5 protein-coding genes and 1 pseudogene are annotated in these 12,715 nt (G+C 62.6%); 4 read left to right on the top strand and 2 right to left on the bottom strand.

Annotated features, from left to right (window positions below; all coding sequences use genetic code 11):
* Positions 1 to 96 precede the first annotated feature (96 nt).
* From G5S35_RS36095 to G5S35_RS36080, 4 genes and pseudogenes are all read left to right on the top strand, one after another.
* Complete coding sequence (locus G5S35_RS36095; protein ID WP_183040223.1) at positions 97 to 2,499, top strand: glycoside hydrolase family 3 N-terminal domain-containing protein; 2,403 nt, start codon at positions 97 to 99, stop codon at positions 2,497 to 2,499.
* 53 nt (positions 2,500 to 2,552) lie between these two features.
* Positions 2,553 to 3,320 carry a D-xylose 1-dehydrogenase gene (xylB, locus tag G5S35_RS36090; protein WP_183040222.1) on the top strand — a complete coding sequence of 256 codons (768 nt, stop codon included), beginning with the start codon at positions 2,553 to 2,555 and terminating at the stop codon, positions 3,318 to 3,320.
* A pseudogene (locus G5S35_RS36085) lies at positions 3,317 to 4,183 on the top strand (SMP-30/gluconolactonase/LRE family protein). Before xylB ends, G5S35_RS36085 begins: the two are co-directional and overlap by 4 nt.
* 138 nt (positions 4,184 to 4,321) lie before the next feature.
* Positions 4,322 to 9,163: an NAD-glutamate dehydrogenase gene (locus G5S35_RS36080; protein WP_183040221.1), complete on the top strand. Its 4,842-nt coding sequence runs from the start codon at positions 4,322 to 4,324 to the stop codon at positions 9,161 to 9,163.
* A gap of 17 nt (positions 9,164 to 9,180) precedes the next feature.
* On the opposite strand, the gene G5S35_RS36075 is transcribed toward G5S35_RS36080, so the two are convergent.
* Both G5S35_RS36075 and G5S35_RS36070 read right to left on the bottom strand, forming a co-directional pair.
* Entirely contained in the window at positions 9,181 to 9,999 is an 819-nt protein-coding gene (locus G5S35_RS36075; RefSeq protein WP_074986852.1) for an alpha/beta hydrolase, read from the bottom strand.
* Positions 10,000 to 10,181: 182 nt separating this feature from the next.
* Positions 10,182 to 12,620 (bottom strand): TonB-dependent siderophore receptor, encoded by a 2,439-nt coding sequence (locus tag G5S35_RS36070; protein WP_183040220.1) that lies wholly within the window; start codon positions 12,618 to 12,620, stop codon positions 10,182 to 10,184.
* Positions 12,621 to 12,715 lie beyond the last annotated feature (95 nt).

The raw sequence follows: 12,715 nt of genomic DNA, 5'->3' as shown, positions 1-12,715 counted from the left end.
TGATTCAATGAGCCGTCGCGTTGAAATATTAAGCAGGATAACTAATGTGTTCGGGCGAACATTGCGCCTGGCGCACGACCAACTAGGAGTGTTGTGATGTCGCTTGACCATCAAAGCGAGGTGCCCGTTTATCGTCGCGCTGATACGCCGACCGAAGCGCGTGTCGCCGATCTGCTCGCGCGCATGACGATCGACGAAAAAATCGCGCAGTTGCATGCCGTCTGGCTCAAGCTGCGCGCGAATGGCCGTCACGAGTGGCGCACCGAAGACTTCGCGCAGCGCGATACGGGCGTGCCGCTCGACACGCTCCTGCAACACGGGCTCGGTCAGGTCACGCGCCCGCTCGGCACGCACACGGTCGATCCGCAAGAGGGCGTGGAGGCCTTCAACGCGCTGCAACGGCAGATGATCGAGCATACGCGTCTGGGCATTCCGGTGATGGCGCACGAGGAGTGTCTCGTCGGGCTGATGATCAAGGACGCCACGCTGTTTCCGTCGCCACTCAATTACGCGGCCACATGGAATCCGGCGCTCGTTGGACGAGTGGGCGAGGTCATCGGCGAGCAGGCGCGCTCGATTGGCTGTCATCAGGGACTCGCGCCCGTGCTCGACGTTTCGCGCGATCCGCGCTGGGGGCGCACGGAAGAGGCGTTCGGCGAAGATCCGTATCTGGTCGGTGTGATGGCGTGCCAATATGTGCAGGGCCTGCAAGGCGAGAAGCGCGACGTACTTGCCACGCTCAAGCACTTTGTTGCGCATTCGGCGAGCGAAGGCGCGCGCAATCACGCGCCCGTGCACGTCGGGCCTCGCGAACTCAACGACACCTTCCTGCTGCCATTCGAAATGGCGGTGAAGCTCGCGCACGCAGGCTCGATCATGCCCGCGTATCACGACATCGACGGCGTGCCGTGCCATGCGAATCGCGATCTGCTGCAAGGCGTGCTGCGCGATAAGTGGGGCTTCGACGGTTTGATCGTCGCCGATTATGCGGCCGTGAATCTGCTCTACACGCATCACGGCATCGCGCGCGACGTCGCCGATGCCGCGGCGCAATCGTTCAACGCCGGACTCGACATCGAGTTGCCCGGCCACGAGTGTGCGCTGCATCTCAAGGAAGCCCTGGCGCGTGGCGAGATCAGCGAAGTCACGATCGATGCGGCAGTCAAACGCGTGTTGCGTGCGAAGTTCGACATCGGTTTATTCGAACAGCCCTATGCCGACGTGGCGCGCGTGAACGTACGCAGTGAAGCCGCCAGCGATGTGGCTCACGAGGTGGCACTCGAATCGGTGGTGCTGTTGCGCAACGACGGCGTGCTGCCGCTCGCCAACGACGGCAGGCAGAACGTGGCCGTAATCGGGCCGACGGCCGACGATCCGCTGGCGTTGCTCGCGGGTTACAGCTTTCCCGTGCATCTGATCAATAGCGGCGAGAGTGCGCACTCGTCGATGACGACGCCGCTGCAAGCGCTGCGCAATATGCTCGGCGAGGCGCACGTCAGCTACGCGCAGGGCTGCGCGATTATCGAGGAACGCCGCGCGGGCGCGCCGGTCTTTCCGGGCGACGTCTCGCTCGACACGCGTGAAGTGGGCACCCGCGACGCACTGATCAGTACCAACACCACGCACATTATCGCCGCCGCCGAAGCGGCACGCGCCGCCGATGTGGCGATCGTGTTTGTCGGCGACCTCGCGGGCCTGTTCCAGTCGGGCACCGTGGGCGAAGGCTCGGATACGGACAACCTCGCGCTGCCCGGCGTGCAGCAGGCGCTGCTCGACGCCGTGCTCGCGACCGGCACGCCCACGGTCGTCGTGATGACGGGCGGGCGCCCTTACAACCTCGGCGGCCAGGAGGAACGCGTCGCTGCCCAGTTGATGGCGTTCGCGCCGGGCGAGAAGGGCGGCGAAGCGCTCGCCGCTCTGCTTGTTGGGCGCGAGAATTTCAGCGGCCGCCTGCCGCTTTCCGTGCCGACCAGCGCGGGCGCAGTGCCTTACGTCTATAACCATCGGCTCAAAAGCGCGGGCACGCCGGTTGCGTGGCATTTCGGCTCGCGTTATCCGTTTGGATTCGGACTCGGCTACACGCGCTTCGCTTATGAAGCGCTCGACATCGCGACGCCCACTGCGCCCATCGAAACCGGCACCTTCGCGTTTTCATTCACGGTGAAGAACACGGGCGCTCGCAGCGGCGTGGAAGTCGTGCAGATTTATCTGCGTGATCGCGTGGCGTCAAGTGCGCGTCCGGTGCGTGAATTGAAGGCGTTTTCACGCGTGACGGTGCAAGCGGGCGGCGCGGCGCGCGTGCATGTTCGTCTGCCCGTCGACATGTTGAATTTCACCGATGGTCGCGGCGAGCGCATTGTCGAACCCGGCGAATTCGATCTGATGATTGGCAGTTCAAGCCGCGATATTCACTTGCACGCGACGCTTGCCGTCACGGGTAAAGCGACGCGTACGCTGCCGCGCGACTGGCGCATGACGAGCGATGTGAGCGTCGATTGAATGTCCCGTGCGCGTGCCATCACGCATCGATTGAACCGGAAGCGAAATAACCCATGTCTTATGCAATTTATCCGAGCCTGAACAACAAGGTGGTCGTGATCACGGGCGGCGGCACCGGCATTGGCGCCGCCATGGTGGGAGCGTTCAGCGCACAAGGCGCGCGCGTGCATTTTCTGGACGTAGCCGACGAACCGTCCCTCGCGCTCGTCGAGGCGTGCAGGCAGACGCAATACGAACCCGTCTACCATCGCTGCGATCTGCGTGATATCGACGCCCTGCAACGCTGTTTCGACGCCATCGCTCAGGCTGCCGGTGGCGTACAGATTCTCGTCAACAACGCGGCCAACGACGACCGTCATGACGTCGGCGACGTCAGCGCGGCTTACTGGGACGATCGGCTCGCCGTGAATCTGCGCCATCAATTCTTTTGTGCACAAGCCGTCGTCGACGGCATGCGCAAGCAGGGCGCAGGCGCGATCGTCAATCTCGGCTCGATTTCCTGGCATCTGGCCACGCCGAATCTCAGCGTGTATATGACTGCCAAAGCAGGAATCGAGGGCCTCACGCGCGGGCTCGCGCGCGATCTCGGTGAATACGGTATTCGCGTGAATTGCGTGATTCCCGGTGCGGTTCGCACCCCGCGTCAAATGAAGCTCTGGCAATCGAACGAAAGCGAATCGGAGCTGCTCGGGCAGCAATGCCTGCACGCCCGCATCGAACCCGAGCATGTCGCGCGCATGGTGTTGTTTCTCGCTTCCGACGACGCCGCGCGTTGCACGGGCCGCGATTATTTCGTCGACGCCGGCTGGTACGGCGCATGAATATGCTGCCACCCGAGGTCGAATGGCACGTGGGCGCGCTGCTCGGCGAAGGCCCCGTGTGGGTGGAGCGCGAGCGCGCGCTGTATTTCGTCGATATCAAACGACGCCGCGTGCATCGCTATGTACCCGAAAGCGGCGAGCGCAGCAGTTGGGAGGCGCCCGCGCAAACCGGTTTCGTGCTGCCGCACGCGGACGGCGGCTTTGTCTGCGGATTGCAGGGCGGGCTGCATCGCTTCACGCCGGAAAACGGGCGCTTCGTGTTGCGCGTGCCGGTTGAAAGCGGTCTGCCCGGCAACCGGCTCAACGACGCGCATGTCGATACCGAAGGGCGCCTGTGGTTCGGCTCGATGGACGACGCGGAACGGGAACCAACCGGCTCGCTCTGGCCCGTCGAGGGCGATCAGGCGCCGCGCGTGCACGACAGCGGCTACATCATCACGAACGGTCCCGCGATGAGTCCGGATTTTCGCACGCTGTATCATGTCGATTCGCTGCGCCGCGCCATTTATACATTCGACGTGGGCGATGACGGTGAACTCTCGTCGAGGCAGCTCTTTAGTACGCACGCGCCGCCGGGCGATCCCGATGGTCTTGTCGTCGATACCGAAGGCTAGGTCTGGGTCGCGACGTTCGGCGGCGCGCGCATCGAACGCTACGCGCCAAATGGCCTGAGCGTCGGGCACGTTGCCTTTCCCTGTTCGAACGTGACGAAACTCGCATTCGGCGGCGACGATCTGCGGACGGCTTATGTGACCACCGCGCGCAAAGGTCTGGACGACGCGGCGCTCGCCCGCGAGCCGTTTGCGGGCGCGTTGGCCCGATTAAACAGCTCCGTGCGTGTGTTCGACGCAATAACGTTTTAAAACATTCATTCTAAACGCGAACTCGGGCATGCTCGCGTAAGTAGAACACCGCACACGCAGTCATCGTTCAATCACCTTGCCGGTGCATAATGGCTTTACCGCCGATGCAGTCGATGGCCATCCGTCGAGGAGTCCGCCATGCAAGCGAGGAACGAGGAATTCGTCGCCCATCTGCTCTCCGATGTTCTGGCATTCGCGCGAGCGCGATTGCCGGAACCCGCCTTTCAAACGGTTGAACCGTTCCTGCGCCACTATTACGATTTCGTCGATGCCGAGGATTTGCGCAGCCGCAGCATCGCCGATCTCTATGGCGCGGCGATGGCGCACTGGCAAACGGCGCAGCGTTTCGTGCCCGGCTCCGAGCGCATGCGGGTCTATAACCCGATTCTCGAACAGCACGGCTGGCATTCCGATCACACGGTCATCGAAATCGTGAATGACGATATGCCGTTTCTGGTCGATTCGGTGTCGATGGCCGTCAACAAGCTCGGGCTCGCGCTGCATTCGGCCATGCATCCGGTGTTTCGCGTCTGGCGAGGCAAGGAAGGCGGCATCGAGCGTATTGACGTCGGGGCGTCCGGCGCCGAAGACGGGCCGTCGCAACTCACGTCGTTTATTCATTTCGAAGTCGACCGCTGCGGCGATGCAGCAAAACTCGACGAATTGCGCCGCGATATTGCCAAAGTGCTGGGCGATGTGCGCGCCGCCGTCGAGGATTGGCCGAAAATCGTCGAGGTGGCGCGCGAAACCATCAAAGGCATGAAGGCCCGGGAAACGAGCGCGGAAGAGCTCGAAGCCCGTGCGTTTCTCGAGTGGATGGTGGCCGACCATTTCACGTTTCTCGGTCAGCGCGACTATGCGCTCGTCGAGCATGGCGACGGTTTCGGGTTGCGCGGCGTAGGCAATTCGGGTCTCGGTATTCTGCGCGAATCGTTGCGCACGCCCGACACCCCCGACATTACGCCGCTGCCGCCCGCCGCGGCGGACATCATCGCGGGCGCCTCGCCGATCTTTCTGACGAAAGCGAATTCGCGCGCAACGGTGCACCGGCCCGGTTATCTCGACTATGTCGGCGTGAAACTCGTTGGCGCGGACGGCAAGATTTGCGGCGAGCGCCGTTTCGTCGGTCTATATACCTCGACGGCGTATATGGTGCCCGCCGCCGACATTCCGATCGTGCGCCGCAAGTGCGCGAATATCGTGCGCCGCGCGGGCTTTTTACCGAAAGGGCATCTCGGCAAATCGCTCGTGACCGTCCTCGAAACCTATCCGCGCGACGAACTGTTTCAGGCCACGGAAGACGAGCTTTACGATATCGCGCTTGGTGTATTGCGTTTGCAGGAGCATCAGCGCACGCGTCTGTTCGTGAGGCGCGATCGTTTCAATCGTTTCGTCTCCTGCCTCGTTTATGTCTCGCGCGATAAATACAATACCGATTTGCGCCGACGCATCGCCAATCTGCTCGCTTCGGCATTCAACGGAATTTCCGTGGAATTTACGCCGCTGCTTTCCGAATCGGCCATTGCGCGTATTCATTTTGTCGTGCACGCCGAGCCCGGCACGATGCCCGATGTCGATACGCGTGAACTGGAAGCGCGGCTCGTGCAGGTCACGCGGCGTTGGCAAGACGATCTCGCCGATGCATTGCTCGACGCATTTGGCGAAGAGCAGGGCACGCGCTTGCTGCATCGTTACGGCGATTCGTTTCCCGCCGGTTATCGCGACGATTATCCGGCGCGCACGGCGGTCCGCGATATCGAATTGATCGAACGTGTGCAGGGCAGTGCGGGCATCGCCATGAATCTGTATCGGCCCATCGAATCGGGGCCGCGCGCGTTTCGTTTCAAGGTGTATTGCGCGGGCGAAGCGATTGCGCTCTCGCGCAGTTTGCCGATGCTCGAACATCTAGGCGTGCGCGTGGATGAAGAGCGGCCCTATGTGATTCAGGTGCCGGGCTGCGATCCCGCGTGGGTGCACGATTTCGGGCTCGAACTCGCCGACGATGCCGAATTCGATATCGAGCGCGTGAAAGATCTGTTCGAGGACGCGTTCGAAGCCGTATGGAGTGCGCGCATCGAGAATGACGATTTCAATCGCCTCGTTTTGCGCGCGTATCTGGGCGCACGCGAGGTGACGATATTGCGCGCCTACGCGAAGTATCTGCGCCAGGTGGGATCGACATTCAGCGACGCTTATATCGAACGCGCGCTAACGGGCAATCCGGCCATTGCGCGGCAACTGGTCGAATTGTTTATGGTGCGTTTCGATCCACACGTAGAAGCGGCGCGCGAACAGCGCATCGAACTTGCGCTCAAGGCCATTGAAACCGCGCTCGATCAGGTGCCGAATCTCGACGAGGATCGCATTCTCCGCCAGTTTCTCGGCGTGATCAACGCGACGGTCCGTACCAATTATTTCCGTCGCGAGCCGAATGGCGCGCCGCGCCCGTCGCTGTCGTTCAAATTCGATCCGGCGAAAGTTCCCGGATTGCCCGAACCGAAACCGATGTTCGAAATCTGGGTGTATTCGCCGCGAGTGGAAGGCGTGCACTTACGCGGCGGACGCGTGGCGCGCGGCGGCCTGCGCTGGTCCGACCGTCGCGAGGATTTCCGCACAGAAGTGCTCGGCCTGATGAAAGCGCAGATGGTGAAGAACGTGGTGATCGTGCCGGTTGGTTCGAAGGGCGGCTTCGTCGTCAAGAATCCGCCGCCGCCCAGCGATCGCGAAGCGTGGATGCGCGAAGGCGTGGCCTGTTATCAGACCTTTTTGCGCGGCCTGCTCGATCTCACCGACAATCTCGTGAATAACGCCATCGTGCCGCCGCCCGATGTCGTGCGTCACGATCCGGACGATCCTTATCTCGTCGTCGCCGCCGACAAAGGCACGGCCACGTTTTCCGATTATGCGAACGCCATTTCCGCCGAATATGGTTTCTGGCTCGACGATGCTTTCGCATCGGGCGGCTCGGTGGGCTACGACCACAAGAAAATGGCGATCACCGCGCGCGGCGCGTGGGAATCGGTCAAACGCCATTTCCGCGAAATGGGTGTGGATACGCAGGCGAGCGATTTTACCGTGGTCGGTGTCGGCGATATGTCGGGCGACGTATTCGGCAATGGCATGCTGCTGTCACCGCATATCAAGCTCGTGGCGGCATTCGATCATCGCCATGTGTTTCTCGATCCCTCGCCCGACCCGGCGCTGAGTTTCGCGGAGCGCAAGCGGCTCTTCGCACTGGAGCGATCGAGTTGGGCCGATTACGATACTGCCGCGATTTCAGCGGGCGGCGGTATTTTTCCGCGCACCGTCAAGACGATTCCGCTTTCGCCCGCGGTGCGCGAGGTACTTGGTATCGACGCAATTGCACTTACGCCGAACGAACTCATTCGCGCGATTCTCCAGGCACCGGTCGATCTGCTTTATAACGGCGGAATTGGCACGTATGTGAAAGCCGCGCGCGAAACGCACGCGCAAGTGGGCGACCGTGCCAACGACGCCGTGCGCGTGAACGGCTCGGATCTGCGTTGCAAGGTGGTGGGCGAGGGCGGCAATCTCGGCGTCACGCAACTCGGGCGCATTGAATTCGCGCAACGCGGCGGCCGTATCAATACGGACGCGATCGACAATTCAGCGGGTGTGGATTGTTCCGATCACGAAGTCAACATCAAGATTCTGCTCGGACTGGTGGTATCCGATGGTGAAATGACCACCCGGCAGCGCAATACGTTACTCGCGGAAATGACCGACGAAGTCGGCCTGCTCGTATTGAGCGACAACTATTGTCAAACTCAGTCGCTCTCGATTGCGGGCCGCTATGCAGTGCCGCTGCTCGATGCGGAAACGCGCGTGATGCGCTGGCTCGAACGCGCCGGGCGACTCAATCGCGTGATCGAATTCCTGCCGACCGATGAGGAAGTGGCCGAGCGCCAGGCGTCGAAACTCGGCCTCACGTCGCCCGAGCGCGCCGTGCTGCTCGCGTACAGCAAAATGTGGCTCTACGATGCGTTGCTCGATTCCGATGTCCCCGAAGATCCGCTCGTCGCGGCCTTGCTGATCGATTATTTTCCGAAGCCTTTGCAGCAGCGTTTCAGCGAACCGATGCAGCGGCATCCGTTGCGCCGCGAAATTCTCGCGACGCATCTGACCAATGCGCTTATCAATCGCGTGGGTTGCGCGTTCGTGCACCGACTCATGGAGGAGACCGACGCGCGGCCCGACGAAATCGTGCGCGCCTGCATCATGGCGCGCGATGTGTTCGATCTCGACGAGATCTGGCGCGCGATCGACGCGCTCGACAATCGCGTGCCCGACGATGTGCAGGCACGCATGTTCGTCGATATTGCGCGCTTGCTCGAACGCGCGGCGCTGTGGTTCCTGCGCCATCTGCAGGCGGGCGCGGTGGATCGCGACGGTGTGGGTTCGCTGCTGGCGCGCTGCCGCGATGCCGCTCAACGCCTCGCGCCGCAATTGCCCGCGCTTTTGCCGGAAGCCGATCTCGAAGCGCTCTCGGTGCGCCAGGGCGAACTCGTGAACGCGGGCGTGGAGAGCACGCTCGCTCTGCGCGCGGCGAGCGGCGAAATTCCGGTGGCGCTGCTCGATATCGCCGAAGTGGCAGCGGCCTGCGGACGTCCGCTCGAACTGGTCGCATCCGCATACTTCGCGCTCGGCACGCGTCTGAATTATGGCTGGATTAGCGAACGCGCGGCCACTTTGCCCACGCCCACGCATTGGGACACGATGGCGCGCGCGGCCGCGCTCGCCGAAGTGGCGCGGCTCAAGCGCGCGCTCACGACCAGCGCGCTCGCCCAGTCGCCCGACACGGCCGACGCCGAAGCGATCGTCGACGCATGGTGCGCGCAGCACGAAGCGGCGCTCGAACGCTATGGCCATCTGCTCGCCGAATTGCGTGCGTCGAGCAACGTGAGCCTCTCTGTGCTGCTGGTGATCGCGCGCGCGATGGCGGCGCTCGAACGTGCTTGAATGTGCCAGCGTGCCGATTACGGCACGCTTCGCGCCGCGAGCGCCACGGCTTCGCTGATCGCAGCGGGCAGATACGACACGTGATTCTGCCCCGCGTAGATCTGCAAGTCGGCGTCGAAACCGAGCGCGGGCGTCGTGTGCAGGAGGTCCGCGAAGGTGCGTGCGTTGTCGAGCATCGCCGCGTGCGTCACGCGCTCGACGCGCGCCGGCGGCGCATTGGGCGCGAGTTTCTGTTCGTCGCCGCCGATGCGGATGGCGAGCGGAATGCGCGCTTGCGCGTGGTGCGAGTTTTTTCCCGCCGACGATTGCGCGCTCGCGCGAACATTCGCCAGCAACTCCGCGCCATTCCACCAGATCGACGGACTCGCCGCCATATATCGCGAGTATGCCTGCGGATGCGCGAGCGCATCGTTCAGCACGAAATAGCCACCGAGCGAATGCCCGAACAACATGCGGGCGCGCGGCGCAAGCTGCGTGCGGGCTTCGATGGCGCGCGGCAAGGTCTCGTTCACGAAGGTCTCGAACGCCTGCGCGCCGCCGGTGTCGAGCGGTTTGCCTTGCGCGTCGTTCGGCACGCCCCAGCCGTCGCGCGCCGGCGTGGTGAAGTCGCGAAAACGCTGGCTTTCATCGAAAAGGGCGTCGTTATCGGCGGCGATGGCAGCGATCGTCACCGGACCGATCAGCTTCGCCTGCAGGCGCGCCGCGCTTACGGCGAGCGCGAAAGTCGCGTTGCCGTCGAGCAGCACGAGCAAGGGCTGAGGGCGGCCTGAAACGGACGACGCGGGGTGATACAGCCAGATGCGATAGCGCGGCCCGTTCGGCGTGGCGTCGATCACGAACGATTCCGTGTCGGGAAGCAGGGCGTTTGCCGCGCCAATGACTTTCGTCTCCGAATGCGTTGATGCAGTGTCGGACGCTGCATTGGGCGTTGCCGCCCACGCAGCCGCCGCCATCGACATTCCCGCGAAGACACACACCGTGCGTCGCACGAAAGCGCGTGAGGATTTCATCGTGAGACTCACCATTGATAGCGCGCCGTGCCAATCACTTCGCGACGTACGCCCCAGAAACATTGCGTCGCGCTCGCGCACGCCGCCACATATTGACGATCGAACAGATTCGACGCATTGAGCGCGAAACGCCAATTGCGCATTTCATAATGCAAGGCGAGATCGACGAGGGTGAATGAACCGACCTTGAACGAATCGTCGGCGGCGCCATACGTGCTGCCGATATAACGCACGCCCGCGCCCATGCCGAGACCCTTGAACGTACCGCGATGCAGCGTGTAGTCGGCCCACAGCGAAGCGGTATTCTTTGGCACGGCGGCCGGCGTATGACCCAGCGAACTATCGTTCGCGCTCGCCACATACGCACTCGTATAGCTGTATGCCGCGATCAGCGAAAGATCGCGCGTGATGTTCAAATGCGTTTCCAGTTCGACGCCACGGCTTTTCACCGCGCCGGTCTGCACGCGGTAATTCGCGTTGTTCGGATCGGGCGTCGACACGTTGGTTTGCTGAAGATCGTAGAGCGACAGCGTGGTGAAGCTCGTCGTGCCCGGAATCTGATACTTCACGCCCACTTCGAATTGACGACCCGTCGACGGCTTGAGCGAGCTGCCGTCCGCCGTCGTGCCCGACGTGACCGGCTGGAACGAGCGCGAGAAACTTGCGAACGGCGAAATGCCGTTGTCGAATGCGTAAAGCACGCCCGCGCGCCACGTGAATGCGCGATCGAATTGATACGACGATGTGTGCTTCACATATTCATTCGCGCTGGTGGACGCGTAATCCTCGCGCGCGCCGAGCACGAACGACCATTTGCCGATCGTCATCTGATCCTGCACGTAGAGGCCGAGATCGTCGGTGCGCTGGCGCGTGTAGCTAGCGAGCTTGGGCGCGGTCAGCGACTGGCCGTAGATCGGATCGGTAATGTCGAGCGAGGGCGCCTTGCCTGACGAAAGACGGCGGTCGGACATCGTCATCTGATAGTCGAGACCCATGAGCACCGCATGACGCACGGGGCCGGTGTTGAAATCGGCTTCGAGCTGCGTGTCGGTCGAGAGCGCATCGAGATGCTCGAGCGAAGCCGTGGTCAGGCGATTGAGGTAGCGGTTGCTAGAGTTCGTGTAGCCGCTCGAATAGACCGTTTGATAATCGCTCCACATATGCGTGTAGCGCGCGTTCTGACGCACCGTGAAGACGTCGTTGAAGCGGTGCGTGAACGCATAGCCGATGCTCGCCTGCTCGCGGCGGAAGTGATCGTAATCGGGTTCGCCGTCGTTGAAGCCGGTGCCGATCTGCCCATTGGGGTTATACGAAACCGTGCCGTAGCGCGGCAAAAAACCGTAATAGCCGTTGTTCGGATCGTATTGATAGCTCGCGAGCAGCGTGAATTCCGTATTCGCATCGGGACGCAGCGTGAGCGACGGCGCCACATAAATGCGTTGCTCCTTCGTGCCGGAAACCTGCGTGTCCGCATCGCGCGCGAGACCGACGAAGCGATAGAGCACGCGCTTGTCCGCGTCGACCGCGCCGCCGAGATCGAACGCGCCTTCCCAGCGATTGTGCGTGCCCGCGCCGAGCATCACTTCATTCACGTGATCGGCTTCGGGACGCTTGCTTTCGAGCACCACCACGCCGCCCGGATTCGCCTGACCATACAGAATCGAACTCGGTCCGCGCAGCACTTCGATACGCTGCAAACCGTATTGCTCGATCTGCGGCACCGCATACGAAAGACCGCGCCCGAGATTGAGGCCGTCGAGAAAATTCACGTACACGGCATTGCCGCCGAAGCCGCCGAAACCGCGCATCTGCAAACTGTCGTAGCGATCGCCGATACCGCGCGTTTCCGGCACGATACCCGCGGAATAACGCAGTGCCTGCGCGACCGACTGCACGTTCTGCTCGTCCATCTGCTTGCGCTCGATGATCGACACCGATTGCGGCGTGCGCGTGAGCGGCGTGGACGATTTGAGCGCCGCGCCGGCAACCGTCGGATCGTGCGCATCGGCTTCGCTTTGCGCGCGGATCGTCATCGCGGGCAGCGATGTTTCGGCGGCTACGTTCGCGTCGGTGCCGGGCGGTTCGGGATCGACTTCGAGCACGAAGGCCGCGTTCTGGCCGCGCACCGCGCGCAAACCCGTGCCGCGCAGGACCTGCGTGAGCGCGCCGGCTGCATCGGCGCGGCCCGTGAAGCCGGGCGACTGCTTGCCGGCGACGAGCGAACTCGCGTAAGCGAGCTGCACGCCGCTGGCTTCGGCGAAGCGGTTGAGTGCCGTGTTGAGGTCGGAAGGCGCGATGCGATAGTCGATACGCGCATCGCGTTGCGTGGATTGCGTCGCTTGAGCCGATTGAGCAGTTTGCTGGGCGAGCGCGGGCAACGAAGCGCCGGAGAGAGCGGCAGCCGCCGCGCTGATCGCGAGTGGTCGAAGTGATGCTTGCGTGAACAACGAAATTCCCCTGATTGTTTGGTCTTACTGAGGGAATAGACGTTGTGCGGAGAAGAAACCGGACGTCGCGCGCGAAATATTTTTGCGCGACGTGT

The sequence above is a fragment of the Paraburkholderia tropica genome, assembly GCF_014171495.1.
Classification (GTDB): domain Bacteria; phylum Pseudomonadota; class Gammaproteobacteria; order Burkholderiales; family Burkholderiaceae; genus Paraburkholderia; species Paraburkholderia tropica.
Note: the sequence above shows the minus strand (reverse complement) of the source record. Positions and strands in the feature narration are given on the sequence as shown.

Excerpts from the sequence above, each read along its gene's own strand:
- G5S35_RS36095 (WP_183040223.1), top strand. The coding sequence starts at position 97 with ATGTCGCTTGACCATCAAAGCGAGGTGCCCGTTTATCGTCGCGCTGAT.
- xylB (WP_183040222.1), top strand. The coding sequence starts at position 2,553 with ATGTCTTATGCAATTTATCCGAGCCTGAACAACAAGGTGGTCGTGATC.
- G5S35_RS36080 (WP_183040221.1), top strand. The coding sequence starts at position 4,322 with ATGCAAGCGAGGAACGAGGAATTCGTCGCCCATCTGCTCTCCGATGTT.